The 22107-nt window shown below is 54.3% G+C and carries 16 protein-coding genes and 1 pseudogene; 6 read left to right on the top strand and 11 right to left on the bottom strand.

Translation table 11 applies throughout. The annotated features are described in order from the left end of the window. Positions 1-210: 210 nt before the first annotated feature. Positions 211-4176 carry a DUF4365 domain-containing protein gene (locus NMB39_RS07190; protein ID WP_463561757.1) on the top strand — a complete coding sequence of 1322 codons (3966 nt, stop codon included), beginning with the start codon at positions 211-213 and terminating at the stop codon, positions 4174-4176. Positions 4177-4312: 136 nt separating this feature from the next. Here the strand turns inward: NMB39_RS07190 and NMB39_RS07185 are convergent, their stop codons facing one another. Beyond that, positions 4313-5416, bottom strand: coding sequence for a hypothetical protein (locus tag NMB39_RS07185; protein ID WP_494339479.1), 1104 nt, complete (start codon positions 5414-5416; stop codon positions 4313-4315). An 862-nt stretch (positions 5417-6278) separates the two neighbouring features. On the opposite strand from NMB39_RS07185, the gene NMB39_RS07180 reads away from it, so the two are divergent. Beyond that, entirely contained in the window at positions 6279-6482 is a 204-nt protein-coding gene (locus tag NMB39_RS07180; RefSeq protein WP_401192555.1) for a hypothetical protein, read from the top strand. Between the two features lie 235 nt (positions 6483-6717). Here NMB39_RS07180 and NMB39_RS07175 read toward each other — a convergent pair whose 3' ends face one another. Next, positions 6718-7626, bottom strand: coding sequence for a restriction endonuclease (locus NMB39_RS07175; RefSeq protein WP_401192552.1), 909 nt, complete (start codon positions 7624-7626; stop codon positions 6718-6720). Positions 7627-7861: 235 nt separating this feature from the next. Between NMB39_RS07175 and NMB39_RS07170 the strand changes: the two genes are divergently transcribed. Next, positions 7862-8641 carry a DUF1889 family protein gene (locus tag NMB39_RS07170; RefSeq protein WP_401192549.1) on the top strand — a complete coding sequence of 260 codons (780 nt, stop codon included), beginning with the start codon at positions 7862-7864 and terminating at the stop codon, positions 8639-8641. Positions 8642-8731: 90 nt separating this feature from the next. Here NMB39_RS07170 and NMB39_RS07165 read toward each other — a convergent pair whose 3' ends face one another. Continuing rightward, positions 8732-9448 (bottom strand): hypothetical protein, encoded by a 717-nt coding sequence (locus tag NMB39_RS07165; protein WP_494339480.1) that lies wholly within the window; start codon positions 9446-9448, stop codon positions 8732-8734. 603 nt (positions 9449-10051) lie between these two features. On the opposite strand from NMB39_RS07165, the gene NMB39_RS07160 reads away from it, so the two are divergent. From NMB39_RS07160 to NMB39_RS07150, 3 genes are all read left to right on the top strand, one after another. Beyond that, a complete protein-coding gene (locus NMB39_RS07160; protein ID WP_401192543.1) occupies positions 10052-10525 on the top strand; it encodes a hypothetical protein in 474 nt (157 codons plus the stop codon). 137 nt (positions 10526-10662) lie between these two features. Then, positions 10663-11817 (top strand): hypothetical protein, encoded by a 1155-nt coding sequence (locus NMB39_RS07155; RefSeq protein WP_233100582.1) that lies wholly within the window; start codon positions 10663-10665, stop codon positions 11815-11817. A gap of 192 nt (positions 11818-12009) precedes the next feature. After that, entirely contained in the window at positions 12010-12840 is an 831-nt protein-coding gene (locus tag NMB39_RS07150) for a hypothetical protein (RefSeq protein ID WP_401192539.1), read from the top strand. 1042 nt (positions 12841-13882) lie between these two features. Here the strand turns inward: NMB39_RS07150 and qatC are convergent. The 8 genes and pseudogenes from qatC to mltG form a co-directional block, all read right to left on the bottom strand. Continuing rightward, a complete protein-coding gene (gene qatC, locus NMB39_RS07145) occupies positions 13883-15151 on the bottom strand; it encodes a Qat anti-phage system QueC-like protein QatC (RefSeq protein WP_463561761.1) in 1269 nt (422 codons plus the stop codon). Next, positions 15148-15753, bottom strand: a complete 606-nt coding sequence (gene qatB, locus NMB39_RS07140; protein ID WP_401192530.1) for a Qat anti-phage system associated protein QatB — start codon at positions 15751-15753, stop codon at positions 15148-15150. The genes qatC and qatB overlap by 4 nt, the downstream gene beginning before the upstream one ends. A gap of 277 nt (positions 15754-16030) precedes the next feature. After that, positions 16031-17902, bottom strand: a complete 1872-nt coding sequence (locus tag NMB39_RS07135) for a KAP family P-loop NTPase fold protein (RefSeq protein ID WP_181125439.1) — start codon at positions 17900-17902, stop codon at positions 16031-16033. Between the two features lie 180 nt (positions 17903-18082). After that, positions 18083-18634, bottom strand: a complete 552-nt coding sequence (locus NMB39_RS07130; RefSeq protein ID WP_494339481.1) for a hypothetical protein — start codon at positions 18632-18634, stop codon at positions 18083-18085. A gap of 225 nt (positions 18635-18859) precedes the next feature. Next, complete coding sequence (locus NMB39_RS07125; RefSeq protein WP_198834205.1) at positions 18860-19405, bottom strand: hypothetical protein; 546 nt, start codon at positions 19403-19405, stop codon at positions 18860-18862. A 470-nt stretch (positions 19406-19875) separates the two neighbouring features. Continuing rightward, entirely contained in the window at positions 19876-20184 is a 309-nt protein-coding gene (locus NMB39_RS07120; protein ID WP_494339482.1) for a hypothetical protein, read from the bottom strand. A gap of 457 nt (positions 20185-20641) precedes the next feature. Beyond that, positions 20642-20965: pseudogene (gene tmk / locus NMB39_RS07115) on the bottom strand (dTMP kinase); the annotation flags it as partial. 19 nt (positions 20966-20984) lie between these two features. Further along, entirely contained in the window at positions 20985-22106 is a 1122-nt protein-coding gene (mltG, locus tag NMB39_RS07110) for an endolytic transglycosylase MltG (RefSeq protein WP_057025527.1), read from the bottom strand. Position 22107 lies beyond the last annotated feature (1 nt).

Here is a 22107-nt window from a genome sequence, read left to right as displayed (position 1 = left end):
CGCTTTGGAAAGGCCGGAACTCGGATAACCTTGGGCAGTCTTGTGCGAGACAGGTATGCGCCCAACCTGCCTATCAGTCCAGACACAGAGATATTGATCACGTAGGTGACCCCAAGCCCCGTTTAGAGGGCTGTATACTCCTAAACAAAATGCACCGAGAACGCCTTTTTTACGCCATCTGCGCCCTTTTGATTATGCTGAGGAAGCACCATGCCAGTTGATGGGCCTTTACCAGGGACGGGTGATCAGCACGACATCAATGCAGATGCAACACGTTGTCTGATGGCTCGTCATCCCAAGGATTGGCGGGTGCAAAGCCTAGAAGGGACTGACGACTATGGCTATGACTTCCAGGTGCAGACCACGCCGAATCAACGCGCGACGGATATTTTTCGTATCCAACTTAAAGGCACCCGCTCTCCTAGCCTGACGGCGGATGGCGAATACATTTCGGTGACTCTGAAAGCCACCACTGTCCGCTATTACGCCAGAGCCGTTGAACCGGTGCTCCTAGTGATCTGCGACCTTTCGGTAAATGAAGATCCTGTTGACTGCCCTCTTTACTACGTTTGGCTTAGGGATGAGCTGATCCGCATCACCGTCGATGATCTATCTGCCGAACAGAAATACGTCACCCTTCGCGCGCCAACAAAAAACATTCTGAAAAGGACTACGGATCTCTCTGAGGGCATTCGTCACCAGAACGAACTGTCTCGCGTAGGGCACGTCCTTAGCCAGCGCGCTCAGCAAACCCACCCTGGGATGCAAGCAGATGACCGCTTAACCTTGGTTCAGGGGGTGGTAGAAGGTGTGGCTGCAAGAGGGCCTGCGCTGATGAACGCCTTGGCAGGCTCAACGGAAGACTACTGGGTTAACCCAGCTCGGGGCACGCTTGCCTGGAATTTGACTCAGGCCAAAGCGGATCTCCAAGTAACTGCGCTGGATCGAGCGAAGATACAGCTCGACGAGGCAGAGCCAAAGCTCGAAAACTCGACCACGCTGGAGCGCGCAGAATATTGGCGTCTACGTGGCAACTGGCAGGTTCAAACCGGGGATAACGAAGCGGCAGCCTCTTCATACCAGAACGCGTATGAGGCAACGCCTTTGCCCAAGTACCGAGCCGCTTTGGTGGAAGCAGAGATCCGCATCAGATTCGAACACGATAACGAATCGCTTGCTGAGCTGCATGATCTGCTGGAGGGTGAAGACCCAATAGTCATCGCCGTTCGTTCCCGACTCCATGCTGTGCAAGGGCATTATGAGCTGGCCATTGAGCTGGCTGATTTGCTGCCAGAACCTCAACGGTCTTTCGCTAGAGCGTTTGCACATTGGTTGTCTGAGCAGCCTGCAGATGCCCTGACTGACTGCGAAGCGGGCCTTGCAGCCTGCGAGGCATCCGATGACATACGTGAACTGTTACTTTTGCTTAGGGCCCGAGCCAAATTTTCCCTAGCTTTGGCCACCGCCAGTACGCAGCGACGTGAATCTATCCCACCCGCAGGTCTTCCGGGTGTAAACCTTCAGAAGCTTGAGGAGGCTTGGGCTGCGATTAACGACGCGGTGTTATCTATAAAGGCGTCAGGGTGGGATTCCAACATAGAGCAGCTTGTCGACATATGGGGGGCTACAGCGTCGGCACTCGGAAAGGCAGAGTCGATACTTGCAGACCTGAAGGATGCTGTGCAGAAGCGCCCGGACTTGCCTCATATCCATGAGGTCTTACGGGGCATTGCGGGTCAGTTATCGGACTTCACCCTCGCATTGTCGGCAAATGATCAGTTGCCCGACTCACCTGACAAGCATCTCTGGAACACGCTCTTGCTATATGAGACCCGTAAATTCCGGGCATGCTACCAAAGCTTTGGCACATACGTCGGCACCGTGGAACGCAGCCATCCCCTTTTTGGCTCGGCTGTCACCGCCGCCTCGATTTCTGCTCACAAATCAGTTCAGCCTGGCCTAGTGAAACAGTGGATGAGTCTGCTCGAATCAGATCCTGATTTAGCTCCCCAAGCCGCCCTCGCACATTTTTATCTCCAGTTGGAGATGAGCAGGTTGGCCAAAGATGAAGCTTTGAAGACGCTGCAGGCACGGTATGAGGAATTGGATCAGCCCGTGAGCATTGCACTCACACTCATCCACGAGCTTGATCCCACCGATTCAGACAGTGCGATGGAGTGTGTTCGACTCGCCGAAAGAATAACAGAGCACTACGTACTCTCGCCTGCGATGGCGGCGCGCCTCGGGATGGCGTTGGTAGCTTTGAAAGATTGGCAGGGCATCGTAGAACTGTGTCAAAGCAATAAAGTCCGCGTTGAGTCGGGTGATCGAATGGGGGCCTTCGAGGCATTGGCACTTGATCATCTAGGCGAAACGGAAAAAGCGCGCGATCGGTTGTTGAAAATTGTTGCTACAGGATCCGACGACCCACTGGCTCTGAACACCTATGCCACGATCGCCACTCGCTGCGGCTACCTCGATGACGCCGTAGAGGCGGCGGAGAGGGCTCTCGAAACTGCAAAGTCCAAAGGAGAACAGCTGGAGTTCGTGAAGTTACTGTTCTTTCTCATTCAGTTTTCCGACCCAACGAGCGACAGACTATTGGAGCTGGCCCTGCGAGCAGGCGAACTGGTGGATCAGAGCGTAGAGAGCCAGGAAGGCACCTATTTGATGATGCACCTGAGCGGTACCCTGGGTGGACGCAGTGACATCGACCTTGCTAAGGATAGGGAGCAATTCCGAACACGCGCTGATGCATTCTTCAGAAATTTTCCGAATTCCCGGATGCTCTGGAGAGGCGAGGTTCGAGATGGCGCCTCTGGCAGGGAGTTGGTTGAAAGCCTAAAAGCACTGACTGGGCTGACGCCCGACAGAGAAGCGTTCCAGAAACGGTTGGAGCGCTCCCTCCGGCAGGGATTATCCACCATCCCTTTCTCATGGCGCCCGCGACTGGTGCTGTCCTGCATTTGCGATATCGTGCATCTGTGGGAAGTTGCCAAAGTGTCCAGCCGCGATGATCGCCAGTATCACTTGGCGATGGTCAACGATATTGGCTGGCAACCCGCCGGTGCCGATTCCCTGCGCAAGCGTGTGCCTCTGCTGGATTGGACAGCGCTGCTAGTCCTCAATGATTTGGGGCTCATCGACGCCGTCATCACTTTCTTCGGTCAAATTGCAGTGGCCAGAGCCACAATGGAGGAGCTTGCCGAGTTCACGAATCCTGTATTCGGAAGCCCGATGCGAAGCAAGTGCTTGGCACTACAGAACGCCTTGAAAGCCCATCTCGCTTCCATCCTCCAGCCCTCCTCGTCAGAAGAAGCAAACGAAGCACTGCCTTCAAAAGTCATTGGGCGAAGCAACAGCGAAATGGCGGAGATATGCGCCAAAGAGCCAGAACGGTACCGGCTCTATTCTGATGACGAAGCGCTGCGCATTTTTTGCGCCGCAGGTTCCAAGGTGGATGGCTTCTGCACACTTGACGTCCTTTACGCCCTGACAGAAGTTGGGCAGCTTTCACCACTTGAAAAAGCGGGCAAAATTGCCCAGCTGTGCGAATGGCGGGTCGGGATAATCGTACAGCTATCCGAAATTGTGCAGTTACTTCCTCCGGCTGTCTTTACTGCACGAACCGTACGTCAAGGCGTAGCAATCCTTGATGCAGAACCTGGGTTCATTTCAATGATCTCGGCGCTCTGGGATTACCGCGTACCCTTTGAAAAATCGCTGGGGCATGCAGCATCGGCGTTGCATGTACTGGTGGAGCATGCTCAGCTTCCTGAGATTGGACTAGCTTCGCTGATGCGGCACTGGCATATCAAAGCAGCCATGAAAAAGGATGCTCCTGATCAGGCCCTTGAGACCATAGTCCTTCTGATCATCACCTCGGCACTCATGGGCCATTTGTCGAAGGCTTGCGCCAAACGACTTTGGGCGGTTTACAGGCTGTTGGTCGAGTCCCACCATGGTGACTACATGGACGAACGTCTAGAGATGGTCGCCATCCAGCTGCTAGGTTCAAAATGTGCTCAGTTGGAATCCGTAGAGGCTGGCGAAGGTTTACGAATCTTTACTGAGCTCAATGAGAGCCTAACGAGGGGCACGATTGACCAGTACGAGTTCGCTAACGCCTACACGACAGCACGAATAGCGGTACAAAGCCCCAAATTTGAACGCTGAGTGCGAGGCCGCAAGCGATGGACGCTTCACTATGTGGCTAATCTGCAGTCTCGGTTGGGGGCGGTTCAATTGTCGACGTCGTGTAAATCAGACGAGTTCAGTTGCATCGCTAGGTCAGTTACTCAATACCTTCCGATCATTCCTTTGATGGTTTCACTTTCTGGAAAAAATCGGTGACAAACTTACCAAAAGCCACTTTAGATTCGCTCTCAAGCTTAGCCTTTTCAAGCTCAACTGTCGTTTGATCTTTTGTGAGAATATGGTTGCGCTCCGTATCCGCAAGTTTCGTCACTACCACTCCGATCAAAGCGTTGTCTCCTGCTTCTCGGGCAGCCTCCATAGAAATCTGCCTAGCTTCAATGTTCGTCAGCTCATTTTGAAAATATTTAACCTCCACAAGCCCTGACTTATATAGGCGCAGGAAGAAATACGCGAAAACCTCAATCAATATAATCAGCGACAACCTTGGCAAATAATGAGACGCCAACGTTAGCATATCTCTGCTCTCGGTCACTTCATATAAAAGAGTCACACCTAAAAGAAGTATGCCGATAGTAGAAATCCCCGCCCCAATTGCCAGATTGGTGTTGCCTTTGCGGTTGAGATCGCGAATCTCTTGGAGTAACCGCGCCCGACATTCATCGAAACGTAGATTCATATAATCAGACTTTACCTGTCGGGTCACTTCAGCTGCCAAAAGAGAGTGTGCCTTTACAGCAACCTCTGCCGCAGAGTCGTCCAGAAATTGGCGCATAGATTCATGGTCAGGCTCACCCATGCGTAAATAGGAATTTTTATCGACCTCAACTTTGAGCCGCTGAATTTCCTCTCGTAACGCTCTCAAATCGTCAGACAAAGACTCTTGACTATCACTTTTAACGACTTTCCTCACCGAACCAAGAATTGATTCAATGCCACCCAAAGAGCTCGGCTCTCTTAGAACAGCCAGCTCAGCCTCTACTTCGATTTCCTTTGAGAGAGCGAAGCCAGTCTGAAGATACGTGACGACAACAAAGCCTGCCGACACTCCAATTAAAACGATAGACAGCAACCCAAACGGCACAGTTAAATTGTAGTTAAGCATTGGAGAGAGGACTGAATGTATTACAAACAATAATACGCCCAACAGCCCAGGAAGAATCATCTTTACTATGCGTGCCCGCCGTTTGCGCTCGACGGTATGCTTTGCTTTTGCCAACAAAAAATTCGGCTCTGCTGAAGTCACTGGCTTCTCATCCATGATTCATTAATCAAATGCCAAGCGTCGTACGCTCAGTCCCGCCTCATGATAGCGTAATGAAATCATTACCGACAATTGCGGCGCACAATGGAGATAGGTTGCGAAGGCACGAAATGCCTAGAGAGGAGTTATATCCGCGAAGAAATGTTCTTGTCGGTTGCCACGAGGTCAACGGCACTAAGGTCATTCGGCAGAGTCACTGGTAGCGTTGGTGAGGTTGGAGAACTCCAATAGCGGGCTCATCAAGCCTGAGACCAGCATAAAGAATATTTCAACCGTCGGCACCGCTGCAAAACCTCCACCCAGCGTATCTCGGCAGAGTTAAGCTATTGGAAGTCCAGGGCTGGTGTAAACATATTGGGCCGGGACATGGCTCCCACCTCAGATACCTAGCCTGCCGAGCGCTGGATCGCATAACACGTACTCACTGCACCCAAGACTCGTATTACCAGTACCATCCGCTGAACTGCCAGGTGACAGCCTGATAAACCTCGTTTCACAGTCAAGCGACCGTTCTCCTAGGTTCGGAGAACGATCAATATACGCACGTACAGTGCTTACTTGGCTGCGGAGCTTCCTCAGCGACGCCGATCTACAGGGGCCTGACGATTAACAGGAGGCTCCTCGGATCTTCGTTGATACTCAGTGGTCGGCGGCGGTGGCGGAACGCGTGTTTGTTCGTTATTGCTTGGTTTCTGGTTGTCGGTCACGAAATTAGCTCCTTTAAAGTGACTAGAACAGCAAGCGCCGCAAAGGCCCCTGCTCCGATTATGATTTCCTGATACGCCAGATCCAGTGGTTTGGTCGTCTCAGCTACGGTGACTTTCAGCGACTCATCCGCCACGTACCAGCAGCGATAGGCATGAATCGCGATGTGGGCGATCTGCCCGCTCGTATCTTCGCCGCGCAGTTCTACTCAGCTATTGGATTCGGCCATTCCATCTACCGTGCTTTTCAACAAGCAAAAGCTTTGGTTGCCATGGAGTTCCCTAGTGAGGAGGCTATACCAGAGGTTTACGAGCAGGGTGACGAGTCGCTTATCCTTGTAAGGCCGTCTGAAGCTTGATTGCCCACGACTTAGCTTCGTTAGCAATCTAGTCAAAGAGAACTGGGGGAACTGGAAAGCCGCTGGCTGGAGACTTTCGCCGCACTTTATTGGTAATTCACTACCATCGTCCAGACGGCACCCTACTCCATGCACGGAGCAGCACCGGAGAGAACCTTTTTTGGGCGATAGGTTTACGACTCGCATTGGGCAGAGCCCATGCCGTGAGAGCCGTTTAGGCCAGTGAACTGGGGCTCTATAGCTTTGCCCTTCCGGACATGGCGTCAACGTAGATCAAGCCTCGTGTTTGAGCAGCCTTGATCTTGCAATCCAGCATCTGTGTGAACGTCAGCAATCCTTCTAATACGAGTATGAGATCGGCCCCGTCGATGAACACCGTCTTGATAGCTTTTCCGGCGATCAGCGAGTTCACAACCTGCTCACTGAAACCGTGGATCGAGATGAAGAGACCTCGGCCATACATCTTGCCTTCAACCTTGCCCGCAAACTGATACACCGACTCGTTTGCAGCCGCCTTTTCTTGCCACTTCGCCTCGATGAGGTAGTGCTCCCCGTCGTATTTGATGGCTCCGTCAATCTGCTCACCCCTTTCTCGAAATGCCTCGGTCACCTCCAACGAAGAGACGCGAGCGAGCTCATGAAGTATTCGCTCCAAAGCATACCCGCGCTTACTTCCAGTTTGCTCGCCCTGAAGCAGCGAAATGAACTGCTTCTGGAGGTCTGGCAGGGTAGATTTGGCTGTTCGATTTTCCGACTCACGCCGCTCCCGCTCTTTTCTGAGTTCCTGGAGTTTATGGTCACGAATTTCCTGCAATTGCTTAAGGTGCGTGATCGCATTCTGAGCATGCACACGATCCAACTTTTGCAGCCGATCAAAGTAGTACTCGTCAAAATGCGTCCACGTGACAAGCGTCTGTAACATCGCCCTAAACTGACCCAGTCCCTCATCTGGCTTCTGGCTTAAGTGAGTAAACATCGCGTCAACGATCGCTGAGCGGGAGAGCGCCTTGTAATCACCCAAGGCGTTAATATCTGCCTTGGTACAGCTGTTGCTGCCAAAAAAACTCAGGATGTCGTCCTTTGGCCAAAGCACGTTGAGAATACACTGCCGCATGGCCAGCTTGATGTCGGATGGAAAACTCATTGAACAGTCCAAGCGCGTCAAAGGGAAGCCCAGTGTAAGGTCAGACGCTGCTTGCCACTACCACCTTTCAATTGACGGCTCACACCTCGCTCTTGCGCAGGAGCGTGTTAATTGAGCTAGCGACAACCGAGGGGCATTCAACCCCATCACTTGATCTATCAGAGGAAGCGAGACAAGCTCCGAAACCCTGATCCGGCCCACACCCGTGACGACCATTTTTGACAAGGACGACTGCATGCCCAACGTACAACGGATACTCCTACCCGACACCAATCAGAGCCCTGTGCACATCTTGGCAGGTGTCAAAGTTGCAGACCGTCTCTGCGAAACCTCCGGCACGCTCGAAGTCATTTTCTTGGTACCTGCCAAAGCATCACTCACCTCTGGCGCCCTCCATGAGGCGCTAGGGGCGACGATTCACACGAAGCTAGTCAAAGGAGTGCCTGTGACATTGCCTAGCGGCGCCCAGATGCGCTGCGAGACGATGAAGACCTTGAAATGGGTATCCAAACCATCCGTGCTGATCGCCATCTTTGCAGGCCAGGAGATGATGGACAAAATCGATTCGCTGCAAAATCTGGTCGCTGTCGTGGCTGTCCCATGGACGCCCGATGCAATTGAAAATTGGAATAGAACCTGGTCACCCCAAGTGCTGGGTAAGCCCAAAAAATCTGGGAAGTCTGCTGCCCCGGCGATCAAGCTCATCGCCGATCCAATCGTTGAGCAAGCAATGAAGTCCCTGACCTCAGTGATCAACTTGGGCACCGCCGTCCTAAACGCCTCCGATGATGACCACGCCAAACGCACCCTTAGAATCCTGCGCTCGCGTAACCACCAAGAGCCGGCAGAGAACATCAAGCTTTGGGCGATCAAGAATGGCTGGCTGCCTAAAGCAGCAGAGCGGCTGGAGGCCTTGGCTGAAAAGACGTTCGCTTTGCGTTCAAAACCGAGGCTGGATAACCCGGTTCACGCCGAGCAGAGCTATCAGCGCTGGATGGACGCGGCGAAGTCCTAGCTCCCCTCTTGGCCCACAGCTGACAGGGTCAGCATCGAGGTTTCGTAGGATCGTGCCACCCACTGTTGCGCTACGCTGGCCCAGGTGCGTTCAGGCCTTACTCGCTTGACGCTGTCGCTGCCGAAATCGCTTGATGAATTCGGCATTTACCAGTTCATCGACAGCCAAATCCAGGCCACAGTTGACGAGCGAGGCCATGCCGCTATCAGACAGCGTGAATTCATCAGGGATGAAGCCACAATTTTTAATTCTGCTGCCGTCGATCCGCGTCATAAACGCCCTCACGAAATCTGAACGCCCTGATTTCCTACTTGCGGTGGCAGCTGCAGTAGCTGGGTCGGTGGCAGTCACCTCTGCGCGCTCGGCGTCGGTGCCGATTGCCTGAAGCACATCACTCAACGGCGGCCAATATTTCAGGTCGAATTGGTACTGAAGACGATCCAGATCTTCTTTCACATAGCTCTCATACAGACCATTGTGCTCAGACGCTTCGTGCACGATATCCAAGATGTGATAGTGAGTATTCGAATGAAAACCGGAGTAGTTATGAATGGCATCACGCCGATCCAGCAATGCTGCCAATTGGTCAGCAAGCTCGCTAATCCGGCGGTTTACACTAACCAATTCCTCACGGGCTTGCCGCGCAGCTCGATTCTTCTGGAGGTTCCAACCATCAGCAGTATGGAGGAAGACATCCCAGAAAATGAAGAGGGCTCTGGGTGCGTGCGCCAGGGAGGCATGAACCTCTTGGTACACCTCCGCAAGCTCTATGCGGCGTTTGAGCATGCCGTCGATGATGCTGGACATGTTCGGCCAGATTCGCTTGGCCTGAAGATCCTCCATCATAGTGCGCAGTAGGATTTCGCATTTTTGTACCGCTTCGGTAGATTCGTGAGGCACTCAGTGATACCTGTCTGATTTATGTCTGCATAGGCTAGCGTTCGGCACCTGCAGAGTCGGTACCTATTCAAAACTTTTCCAGCTCACGATAGGTACGCACGCTTCCCATAGCGCAACGTTCATTGCGAAGGTACAGGCCCGCCGTCCTAATCAACCCGAAAATGCCCTCAAGCTTGCTCTCTTCCTGACACCCAAAAAGCGTCCTGTCGCAACAGCGCTCAGGCCAGTAGACTGTTTGCCTCGATCGCCGTTTACCTGAGCACCGGCTCAGCCACGAAGGAGAGGTTTCTTCAAAACGTATACCAATCGGCGGTTAACTCTGACGCTGGCCGTGTAAAAGCAGATCGCCAAGGTGTGACTCGATCGCCTCAGTTTTGCCCCATTTGTTCAACACCTGACCCGTAGTCCAGCCCCCCTTCACTACCAGTGAGATGCTCTCCCGAGCCATCGCGGGGCAAGGTCTCGACAACGAGCCGTCTAAGAGTCAGCGCAATCTTTTAAGGAATTGCCATGAATGACAGAGAATTCATTTATCGACATCAGCCCGCCGCTCCGTGGAGCAAAACCGATGGCGCCTCTTTACGCTTGTCCGTGGTAGATGACGCAGAGGCGTTGGCAGTATCGTTCGTATACTGGCCTAAGGGCCGATCCGATGGATCTGCGCATGATCCAGGTGGTTTGATTTTCGAAATCTGTGAGTGGCGCAAGGTCTTATCCCCTGACGGCGAGAAGCAATGGGATGTGAAATTCAGAAAAGCGATCGAGGTCTCTGGATCCGTCAGCGGTTTGTTCAATCACAATGAGAATGTAGGCTTAGCTCGCGGAGTGAGAGAGCTATTCAGCAAGGGTACTCCTATTGAGGTCGAAGGCTTTGTAGCAGAGACGAAGGGCGAGCCCTACCTAGCGATCAAAGGAGCCAAAGACGCCATGGCCCGGTTTTATGGCATAGATTCTACTGCCATCACAGTCACCCTCCAGGAATAGCCATTACTTGGCCTAGGCTCCCGCCTGGGCCGTAGCGAGCGTTACGGAAGGGGAACCAACCGTCGAGGTGCATTCGCTTCTACAATCGCAGCAAGTAATCAACAAAGAGGCGGTAAAGCGTTATGGCACGCAGATGGTTGAAGCAGGAACGCCGGACGAAAGAAGAGCTCTTCGACGCCTTGGTGCGAAACGCCTTGGGCTTCGTGAATAGCTCTATCGACCATCTCCAAACCAAACCCAAGAATGCCATCGTCGATCTGTACACGGCGGTTGAGTTGTTCCTGAAAGCCCGGCTCATGAAAGAGCACTGGACACTCATGCTTTCAAAGCCTGAGACCGGAGATCTACAAAACCTAGCCGTTGGAGATTTCCTCTCCGTTTACCTTGATGACGCCCTTAACCGAATCCCGTCCATTCTTGGCGAAAAAATCGACAAGAACGCCTCTGACAACTTCAAGGCACTGGGCGAGCACCGTAATCAGATTGTCCATTTCGCACATTCAGGTATGGATAATCCGAGCAAGACACAGGCCGGGGTGATTGCCGAAGCATGGGCATCTTGGCACTACCTGCATGCGCTCCTGACCGGGCTATGGGAAGGCGTGTTTCAACCCTATGCAGTGGAGCTACAAGTGCTCAACCAGCGCATGATGCGCCAGGGCGAGTTCATCAAAACCCGATTCGAAATTCTGAAGCCTCAAATCGAGATCCAAGAGAGGAAAGGTAAAAAAATCACTCCCTGCGGCCATTGCCACATGCCCGCCGCTATTGTTGGCGAGACCCACTCATGGGGTACTGACTACACCTGCATGGTGTGTGGCGTCGATGACACCGCTGTGGAAGAGTGCAACGCAGAGCTGCCCTGCCCCGCCTGCAACGCTCCATTTAAATTCTTCCAAAAGGGTTTAAACGCTTGTCCAAACTGCGGCCACGGCATCACCATCGACGTCCTGACCAACCTCTGCGCCAAGCATTATCCCCAGGGAGATGAGTGGTGTGAGGAAGGACAGGAGCATATCGCGTCCTGCCACAAGTGCGAGCACCCTGAGCCTTCAGTATTCTTTATCGACGGGATGTGGAGCTGTGTATCGTGCTTCGACCGGGGCTGGGGTGCTGTCACGTGTGAGCGATGCGATGAATTCGTCACTGGGGATATGGAGAGAATCAAATACTTCGCCTGCCACAAATGTGAGCCCCTGGTAAGGGAGCAGATGCTGCGCATGGTTGAGACTAATGAGAGCGGTAGTCGGGCAGAGGGTAGCGAGGAGCCTGCGCCAATAGCTCAAGAATGATGGGAATGGTATCTACGCCGCGTGACGACGGCAGACTCAGCCATTCAGGATGAGATGGCTGATACATCTGAGACAAACGACCAGGATCGCCTACGTCCGTGATCCAAAAACCGTGTTGATGGTCTGTATGTAATAACCACCCTGAACCATTCCGGCTGCTCCACAAGCGATTGCGTAACTCAGGTCTCCCCCATGACAGAAATTTACACCTTGGATCAGAATTACTTCCGCTCGGAGGAGCTGAAGCAATTAATTGAAGACAGGCCCAAGGCCAAGTTTCTAATTCCGGACGCTGCACTCCTCGAAATGTGCAAAGGCCCCCAATGGCGCGAAACCATGCGCGGATCACTGGCCACCCTGTCGTCTATTCCCGGTCGCGTGTCGGTTTCGCTTTCTGTCGGCGTCGCGTTTCAAATGGAGTGCGCCGAGCTGAAAAGCATGGAAGGTCGCTTGGTCGACAAAGCTTTCACCAAGGTCGTTCGAAGGGCGATGAACGATTTGAAAGCAGGATCTGATTCACCTGCCGGGCTAGGCCTCATCGCTGCACATATCGAGGAAATTCAGCCAGATATTGAAAAGCACGAGCTAAATCATGTCCAAAACCAAGAAAAGTTCTTGAAAAGAGACGGCCTGCTGAAAACTGTTCTGGGGCCGACCGCATCCAAAGAACTACGGCAAACCCCACCGGATGAGCATCGGCTTGGGGCCATTTATTCAATGGCCTTTGAGTGTGCGATAGTATTTCTCAGGAAAAAAGGATTTTCAGACGTCCGCATCAAAGGGTTTCTGAAAACTAAGCCACTAATTCTGAGGTATTTCATATCTTGCTTTTGGCACAATATGGAATGGGTCAGCAAGGGTGGGATCGACAGTCGCCCCGCCGCTCGCATAACAAACGACTTGATCGATCAGGATTATGTAATTACAGCTTCATTCTTTGGCAAGCTCTTGACCAAAGACACACCGGTCGCAAGAGCCTATTCGGAAATGAAACAACTTCTAGCCATACAGGGAGCAATCTGATCATAGCGGTATCTCAATTCAGAATTGAGTTAGCATCGAATTTCACTAGCTCGCCGACACTAACCATTCAAAATCTGGGAAATTCAAAATCAGCCGCTAAGTTAATGTTCTAAAAAATGCTACTTAACTCAGCTGCGCTCAGGCTTCGCTTGATTGAACCAAGACTCAAAGCTTCGATGTCCAAATTTTTCCCTCCATGCGGCAGCATTTGAGCTGGCAGGTCGCAGGCCAGGTTCAGGCGCTGTGCTCGCAGCAGCCTGCTTAGCAGGGGCTGGAGCCGGGGCTTCGCTTTTCAAACTCCCCACATCAGCTAGCTCCTTTCGAATTGGGCGGGGCGCATCGGGACGGCCCAGTAAAATCTCCAACAAGCGCTTCCTAGGAACGCCATATTCGTCCAAAAGCTCGTTCAATTTCCTTTCGAATTCCAACTCCCTAACGAGCTCTCCATCCTGAAGCATATGCTCTTTCTGCTTTTCCAGCGTATGCACTAACTCAGTCAGACGAGCGAACTCTTGAAGACAGCCCATATCAGCCTCTATTCAATTAACAGATGGGTTAACTCTACCGCTATCCCAAAACAAAATGTGAGGTACTCACCATTTTTGTGAGCCGGCCAACATTCCGTCGATGGCGTTAGATTGACGGGACGCGGATTATGTTCGAACCAGGATTTCGCCGCAACAATATAAGGCTAAACCGAACTTTCAGTGGTAGCAGGATCACCCTGATTAAAACCTTCAACTAAGTATCGTAAAATCGATGGTGTGGCTGGATTACTGAGTCATCGAAAGGTTGATCAGGAAGGCAAAGTCACTAGACCTTATAGATGACATGGACTGATCGCGACCGTCAATTCAGAATTGGCCAGATGAGACCTCGATCAAGGCCCCTCCACTCACCGCGTGGCTTCCTAATTCTGAATGCCACAGATCTGCGAAAAGCGCCTGGATCGGCCTCGCTCGGCCCATGCCTATAACCATACACAGACTATGGCTATGCATCAGGCCACCTCGCGTAGCCATTCGACGCACGCGTCCCATGACTAGATCAGCCGATAGTCACGATGCAAAACGCCCAGTTCATCAAGCCCTCGCGCAAGCATCTGACTGTACCCTTGGCGATCATGGATGAACGGAGAAAAGAGGCTGTGGCCTAGCCACTCTTCGAAGCCATTTTGAGCCACGTTTGCCAACGCCATGCCCACCGAGCGCACGTCTTCGAATCGCCCATGCTGCAGGTCATCTTTGTTCAGGTTATCGTGGACGTATTCGGTTTGATCACGAAGCGACGACCAGCGTTTAAACGAAGCGCGCCTAACTTGGCACGGCACGCAGCGACCACAGTGCTTGTAGCCGAACCGCTGGAAGCGCCCACAACTGGTTGATGCCACGGCATGCTGCTTGAGCAAATCCTGATTTCTGCAGCCCACCATCATTTCCCCTTTCGTGACCAAGGCATAGGGGTTGCGAACCTCTACGTTGATGTCGGCAGCATCAAAGACCTGCTGAAGCCGTCCCAAATACTCAGGATGCGCAGTGCGAGTGCTCAGGCTACCCACTCGGGACATGGTCAGCGGCGGATTGATGGCGATGAACCCGTTCTCGCAGATGTATAACGGCACGGTCTCGCCACGATGGTAGCGATCGAGCGAGGTCGCTACGGCCAGGCCAAATGCCAAAAATACGATCGAGCGTGCGCGCTGGGATGGCTCCTGCTGCCCGGGCGATCTGGCCACATGATTGAGACCGATCCGGTTCAAACCCAGGCTTCGAGCAAACAGATCCTGCTTCTCACCATCGCCTCTGACAATCTGGCTCACTGCATAAGGCTTTATTCCCTGCTCCACCAGGTCAATCGCACCAATCAAGCTGTCTAGACCGCCAGAAAGCAGCACCACCGAATCTTCTACTGGATGCAGCGCTTGCATCTGTGCCGGCGGCCCAAAACCACCGGGATGGAAAGCCAGCGCCCACTGATCCGTTGTAAGAAATCGCAGCGCTGCCTCCAAGGCACGAGCCTGGGTGTTCCAAAACATCGGATCTTGCACCGCAATCTCAAGGCTGATCTGCCGAGTCCAGGCGTCAGCACTCTTTGCTCTCAAATCAGTGAAGTCAGCAGCCACCACTGAAAGCGCAATACTCAGGAAATCCCAGGCTTGAGGGCTGATCTCCAAATGGGCCTTGTCCAGCAGTTCACGGGCATAGCCTCCGACGCTGACCTGTCCATCTTCAGCTTTGCCGTAGATCACCACTTGCATGGCGCCATCCATACCCGGCACCGTAAATCCAGCTGGGCCGCACACAAACCTCATTCTACGTACCCCTCAAACACTTCAAAGGTGTCCTGCAACGCCTGGGTGACCACCTGAGAAATCCTTCCAGTAGTCAAAGGCGTTCTGGCGGTTGCGATCTTGCGGAACGAGGCGCTCACGCACTCCTTGATGTAATCCTTGATCTCCTTCAAGCGACGCATCGCGACCGATGCTGAAGGCGCCTTTTCCTGGATGGTTTTGCACATATCGAGCTCGTACCGATGGAACACGTCCATTGCGGTGAAACGCTCAATCGCAAAAGCCCGCTGCTCAGCTGACAGGTTGAGCAGGTCAGCATCTGGATAGCGCACCAAAACATCGGACAGCGACCCACGGATCGAAGCACGCTCGGCTTCTGCATCCTGAGTACCGTCTACCGGGCGGACGGCTTCAACCAGGGCATCCATGACTTCGGACGCAGAGCGACCTTGCAGAAGGACTCGGTCAAGTACGCCGGGGCCAGCTTGTTGACTGCCATCAGCGACCGACTCAAGCGCACTGCCAAAAACCCCGGCGATCGATGCGGTGCCTCCAAAGCGCGCCGTGGTGGTTTTTGATCCACCATACCCATGGCGCACATATTCCCGCAGGCTCTTGCGCAAGCTATTGCGATTACCGCTGGTTGCGAAGTCACCCAACCCCCGCCGCGCCCCCTTGAATCGTGCAGGAGGCGCTAAGGGTGAGGGTGCCTGGGGCACCTGCTTTGGGTCATTGGCTTGGTCATTACCATCATCGGTCTCGCCCTTGTCTGGCTCAGAAGGCCCGTCATCCTGTGGATCTGACTCCGGTGGCTCGGACGGCTTTGACGGCACAGGCGGCAGCGGCGGCAGCGGAGGAGTCCAAGGTGGTACGTACGGTAGGCCCTTGCCAGGCGGATCGTTATTTTGTGAGGTTCCCATCGAACTTCCTTATCGCAGCCTTCACCGGCCCACTGACTTCAGCCGTCATCCAGAATTCGTAGACTGACTTCGCCCAAACCTCGTCGGTCAGCTTCGGCACAATGCCCGCTTGGATTTGCGCAGGCGGACGTGCCTTCAGGAACGCCGCCAGTCGGAGCCCCTGCTGTGCATCTAGCCGTCCGACCACGAGCAACGCCTCCAGGATGTCCGGTACGCCCCACTCCTGCTCAGCACCCGCTTTATCCAGCAAACGATCCATCACGACGTTGATATCGGCGGGCGCTATGAGAGCCAGCCGATCCTTGAGCTGCCCAGCCATGTCGGGGGTAGCAAGCAGTGCCGTGAGCAGCTCAGCAGCCTCTGAAGACAGGCGGTCTTCGTCTGTAATGATTGGTGCGTGTTCACGACTGACGTAGATGGCACCCCGCAAATCTTTGTCTGCCAATGCTGGAGGCAGGGCAAGCCACTCTTTGACGAAAGGAAGATCCCAGGGCTGCTGAAGTGTCAGGGCCTTACCCAACTTCACATCCGCTTCCCACTCGCCAAGCAGCACGGGCTTGCCGTCCTTGTGGGAGGCCACAGCCTTCATCAGCTCTTCGTACGCTTTGGGGTTACCGCTACGCTCGAACAGCATAAGTTTGAGTAGCACCGCTTCGTCGACACCCACCCCTTGAGCCCGAGAGATGCTCATCCGGATCGACAGGGCGTTGAGAAATCGCTTGATGAGTCGCGGGTTTCCCTGGATACCAGAAGCCGACGTCATGACTGCAGCCAGGCGCTCAGCGGTATCAAACTTGCCGATCAGATCAGTGGGGTAGTCGTCGTACAAGGTCTGCATGAACGCGCGATCCACCCGGTTGCCCTGCCAGGTTGTCCGAAGCTGTCCGCGCACCTTGACTCGAATTTCTTCGACGACCTCTTTGGGCAGCTTACTGTTCTCTAGGAACAGCATCATCATGTACGCCCGGACTTCCTGGGTACCCAGAGGAGGGACACGAATCGGCACCTGAATCAGTTTGTCGAAATAGCTGGTCACCAAGACATCATCGGGCACGCCGCTAAAGTGCTTGCGAACCGCGTGCTTGATCATCTCGTTGTCCGCAGCGATCACGAACGCCGTGTTGCGCAGGAACAGGAATAGGCGAATGGCTTCCAAGGTAGAGATCGTGGTCTCCGGCAGGCAGCGATCCAGGTCGTCGATCAACACGACCAGGGTGACCCCCAGCTCTTCCAGGATGGCCTCGAAGTTATCCCTGAGTGCCTGAATTTCCTTCGGCGGAGACTTTTTGGCAGGTGCGCTATTCCATAGCTTACCGGCCTCATCCTTGGCTTTTTCGGCGGTGTCGTGCAATGCCTCGATGGCATCCTGATCAACCTGCCCCGATCGAACTCGGTCAACAAGGCCGATGATCTCGCCTAGCAGGCCCGGCGCGGGTACTCCCGTCGCAAAAGATAAGGCGGTGCTGCCAGCGAGCTTCGCAGCCCGGAGCCAATTCACCCGTGAAAGCAGCTCAGACGCCTTATCTAGGCCTTTCGCGCGCTTCTTGGCCTCGGTCTCCAGGCGCGTGGCGATCACGTCCATCAGGGCGGCACGGGCGTCATCGTAGCCTTGGTAGAGCCAAGCGTTAAACTCGACGAACACAAAGTCCTTCGCTGGCTTCTCCTCGCCTTGGGGCGGATCTTTGAGGGACGCCTGGATCAACTTGATCATGGACGACTTGCCCGCGCCCCACGCACCAGAGACACCAATGGAAATCGGGCGACCATCAGCCTGGTAAACGATCTCGGCGACCGTGTCAGCGACCCCAGAAAAATTGAGGAAGTCTGTTCCTGTCTCGTTATCTACCCACATGACACCCTCCCTGGACATCTTCCGCATGAAAGCTTTCCGAATGAAAGTTGTCAGCGTGAAGCAATGGCAACGACGCGCCATAGTAGCCTTTGCGCTGGGCCAGTGGCCACCACCTACGGGTGCGCTTGGATGATGAAATATTTCGTTACGTGGCGGCTAGTCAGGAAAGGGGGCGCCATGCTAGATCCCCAAGTCACCAGCAAAGTACATGTCCCGAAGATAGTCAGGTAGCTTCTGATTCAGAGCGAGCCGAAAAGCAGCCCAGGTAAGATCATGCCAAATCTGGTTTTGGATGGCCAAGGTACCAGCGAGCTCGGACACCTCCGCCCCTGCTGCTGCGGGCTCAACAGCGATGAGCGCCCCCTTAGGCAGAATGTCCCGAAGAAGCTGGATAAGGCCGGATGGATAGCGACCATTGCCATCCAGGTCAGCAATTGGAGAAAAGAAGAAGCAGGCCCAGTCTTGTCGCTTTTCGATGACCGGCAGGAGCTTGTCCCGTAGCTCCTCGCGGTTGAAGTTGGAGGCCACCGTCCACCAGATCACCTCTACGTCATCAAGCTCCAAGCCTTCGGGCGGCGTCTCCAGATAATTCTCATACTGGTCGCACACCACGCTCTCAGGTATGGGGATCGGTTGACCGGGCTGCCAGGCACTGAGCGGTTGAAGGGCTTCAGGGGACGCTTCGTTCTCGCGATTGTCCCGGGCTTGCTGTACTTCATCGGTGTGGAGCATATAGAGGCCTTAAATTTGCGAGCAGCAGAAGCCAAGGGCCAAGTTATATCCTGTGCCTGTCTGGCGATTTACTGAAAGGGCGAGGTGCGGCACGGACAGCCACGAAGATGAAAGCCCGAAGGGCCAAGACCAACCAACGGGCCGGGCTTGGTTCACGACAGCCGGCCCAGCAGGGCGCGGCAAAAACAGTCGCTCTCCTCCATACTTTTCTTTCGGGCGCTGCGACTACTTATCTTCGATGTCTTTCTTGAAGGCCCGCTTCATCCTACTCTCTACCACGCTAGCGACCGTGTCGTCGCCGGGCTTGCGATGAGCCAAATAATCGTAAGACACGTCGATAACCTTGAAAGAGTCCAAATAGTCCGGATCCAATTTGGTCTCGCCCTCTGGAACAGCGTACTCGACCCGAATGATCACCTTGTTCTCAAGCGAAAGGTTCCAAAAGTCGTCGAAGCTCCTGGCCCGCGATTCAAACCAGAACCTGATCCAGTTCTTTCTCCATGGCTCCGGTTTTGGTTGTGGTCGTGCCTCCGCTTCAGTGGTGGGGGTGGCAACGCTCTCAGATATTGCGACCTGCTGCGATTGAACGCGCGCCGGCCTTAGTGCCAGCACTGGCTTGAAGTCACTGATGAGCATGAGCGCAATGATCACCTCGTGCTCCTTCATCGCTCGATAGCCCCACACATTTGCCTTGTCGGCAACCTTCAAGACAGCAATGAAATCATCAACATCCACATGTCCGATGTATTGCTTGAAGCGGCTCCAGTGCACCTTCCAGTTCTTGAAGAAACTCGTCCTCAACTTCTTGGCGAGGGCCGGGTCATGGTCAACCGGGCAAAGTACTGAATACTTGTGCCTCCCCGCTAGCTTGATAGTGCAGAAGACGTCCGGCCTATCCGGGCTAACGGGGAAATGCGCGAAGGTCTGGCGATCCTGTGGGCCATGCGCCCCCCGAATGAGCAATTCCTGATGGCAAGCAGGGCACGTAGTAGCAGGCAAATCCAGTTTGGACTCCCCACGATATGAGGGGCCGTACTCCCGTCGGTATTCGGGAATGGTCACAGGCCTACGTGTTACAGGATGTCTCGCTACCTTCACTCTCAAACCCTTATTCCAGACGCGTTGCTTTGAGTTTCATATGGCGACAGTCGGAAATCAAGCAGTGATGGTTATGGGCTTAGTTGGGCGTCTGGGGACGCAGGGCTGCTCTGAGGTGCTAGGTTGGGTTGGATTGAGTGGAGTCAAGAAGGTGTGTCGCAACGCGCGTTCAAGCCCTTCTGGTAATAGTACTGGCAAAGGGCCCCGCTACTGACTAGTGCTCCAAGCGTTGTACAGATGGGCATCACCCCCACAAAGGCACTCATTGTCGATTCCGAATGAAGCCTATTAGCGCTTGCTTGCGTGCGTTCGGCATTGGCATTGGTGTCGGGTCGAGTTTCATAGACGCGGAAAAATTTCTCGCCGCTGGCTGGAGAAACGCCGACCTCGACCAGCCAGCCGCACTCCTCCTCCAGCAAGTCGTTCAGGGCTTTCAGCTCTGATCTGTTCATGTTCTTTCTATCCTCGCTTCCCGGCGTGCTCGCATGTGATAAATGAATCTGACATTTGGCGATGCGGCTTCGGCGCCGGGCATTGGTGACCAAACTGATCTTTTGTTCATTATGGCGATGGAGCAAAAGGCGCCACAAGCAGTGAAGTCCAGCTGTAGGTGAGGAATCGGAATTACGTAGGCGAAGGGAAACGTAAACCCTAAAAGGCTTGAATTTGCTGGGTTTCGGGGGAGCATAGGATGGATGAACGCGCGGCAAGCGGGAAAAATGAGGCTTTTGGGTTTACCTTTGATTTTTTTGCACTATCAAAGGCATAGGGGGTTTACTTTTTCGAAATCACCAGTGCTATAATGGAATTAAGCAGCAACCTTCCGAATTCAGAAGCCCTTTCATAGCGGGGCTTCTAGGCAAGAAATGTATTTTCGAGGAGGTCGAGATGGCAAACCATTTTGGGTTGACGTTCTCCTCCAACAGAAAATAACGTCGCGGTGAAACGATCACAGATCACCACCGCACCGCGTGCCAGGGCCGGGCGGATTACTTCGGCCAGGTGCTGGGCACGGGCGGCGAATACCAGCAGCAGCTCGGTGTCCGGGTTCATCTGCTCGTCACCCGGGGCCAACAGGACGTCGCGAATCCGCTCGGCCAGTGGCGTACCACCCGGTTCACGGGTCAGCACCACTTCGATGCCCTGAGCACGCAGGCGCTCGGCCAGGTAGTCACGGTTCGTGCTTTTGCCGGCGCCTTCCGGGCCTTCCAGGGTAATAAACAAGCCAGTCACGGGCAGTCCTTAGTCAGAGTCATTGCGGGCTTTGCGGCACGATGGTGTCCGGTGTGGGCTCAATCGGTGCGTCGCCGGGTGGGGCTGTGTCGTCCAGTGGTTTCACCACCGGCGCCGGGCTGGAGCGGTAGTCGGCACGCCGCTTGAGCTGGAACTCGCGCACGGCGGCATTATGCGCATCCAGGTTATCCGAGAAAATATGGCTGCCATCGCCACGGGCGACGAAATACAGGCTGCTGCCCGGTTCCGGGTTCAGCGCCGCGTGGATGGCCTCGCGACCGACCATGGCGATGGGTGTCGGCGGCAGGCCGGCGATCATGTAGGTATTGTAAGGGTTGGCTTCCTTGAGGTGGGCGCGGGTCAACTTGCCGTTGTAGCGCTCACCCAGGCCGTAGATCACAGTCGGATCGGTCTGCAGCAACATGCCGATCTTCATGCGACGCACAAACACACCAGCGATCTGCCCACGCTCTTGCGGTACACCGGTCTCCTTCTCCACCAGGGACGCCATGATCAGCGCCTGATAAGGGTCGGTGTACGGCACATCGGCGGCACGCTTGCTCCACTCCTGAGCGAGGACATCGTCGAGGCGGTTGTAGGCTTTTTTCAGGAATTCGACATCGGTCATACCGCGCACGAAGCGATAAGTGTCGGGGAAGAAACGCCCCTCGGGGAATACACCCGGGTGGCCGAGCTTTTCCATTACTTCACTGTCAGTCAGCCCTGGAAGGGTCTGCACGATCTTTTCGTGCTTGGCCAGGGCCATGCGCACCTGACGGAAATTCCAGCCTTCCACCAGCGTCAGGCTGTACTGCACCACTTCGCCACGCTGCCACAGGCCAATCAGCCCCTCGGCGGTAAGACCGGGAGTCATGCGGTATTCACCGCTGTGCAGTGGCTGGCCTTCGAGATTGAAGCGCCAGTACAGGCGCAGCCAGAAGGCATCGTCGAGCACACCGTCAGCTTCCAGACGATTGAAGGTGCCCGTCGGGGTAGCGCCAGCCGGTACGTCGAGCAACTGCTCCTGAGACAGCGCCAAAGGCTGCTTGAGGGCAGAGTCGAGCTTCCAGGCCGAAAAGCCCACGAGCAACGCCGCCGAGACCAGGCTGATCTGCAGCAGTAAAACCAGTTTTCGTATCAAC

The organism is Pseudomonas sp. FBCC-B545, from assembly GCF_059134095.1.
The sequence above is the reverse complement of the archived record's forward strand: the minus strand, read 5'-3'. Positions and strand labels throughout refer to the sequence as shown.

Excerpts from the sequence above, each read along its gene's own strand:
- NMB39_RS07190 (WP_463561757.1), top strand. The coding sequence starts at position 211 with ATGCCAGTTGATGGGCCTTTACCAGGGACGGGTGATCAGCACGACATC.
- NMB39_RS07185 (WP_494339479.1), bottom strand. The coding sequence starts at position 5,416 with ATGGATGAGAAGCCAGTGACTTCAGCAGAGCCGAATTTTTTGTTGGCA.
- NMB39_RS07180 (WP_401192555.1), top strand. The coding sequence starts at position 6,279 with ATGAATCGCGATGTGGGCGATCTGCCCGCTCGTATCTTCGCCGCGCAG.
- NMB39_RS07175 (WP_401192552.1), bottom strand. The coding sequence starts at position 7,626 with ATGAGTTTTCCATCCGACATCAAGCTGGCCATGCGGCAGTGTATTCTC.
- NMB39_RS07170 (WP_401192549.1), top strand. The coding sequence starts at position 7,862 with ATGCCCAACGTACAACGGATACTCCTACCCGACACCAATCAGAGCCCT.
- NMB39_RS07165 (WP_494339480.1), bottom strand. The coding sequence starts at position 9,448 with ATGTCCAGCATCATCGACGGCATGCTCAAACGCCGCATAGAGCTTGCG.
- NMB39_RS07160 (WP_401192543.1), top strand. The coding sequence starts at position 10,052 with ATGAATGACAGAGAATTCATTTATCGACATCAGCCCGCCGCTCCGTGG.
- NMB39_RS07150 (WP_401192539.1), top strand. The coding sequence starts at position 12,010 with ATGACAGAAATTTACACCTTGGATCAGAATTACTTCCGCTCGGAGGAG.
- qatC (WP_463561761.1), bottom strand. The coding sequence starts at position 15,151 with ATGAGGTTTGTGTGCGGCCCAGCTGGATTTACGGTGCCGGGTATGGAT.
- NMB39_RS07135 (WP_181125439.1), bottom strand. The coding sequence starts at position 17,902 with ATGTGGGTAGATAACGAGACAGGAACAGACTTCCTCAATTTTTCTGGG.
- NMB39_RS07130 (WP_494339481.1), bottom strand. The coding sequence starts at position 18,634 with ATGCTCCACACCGATGAAGTACAGCAAGCCCGGGACAATCGCGAGAAC.
- NMB39_RS07120 (WP_494339482.1), bottom strand. The coding sequence starts at position 20,184 with ATGAACAGATCAGAGCTGAAAGCCCTGAACGACTTGCTGGAGGAGGAG.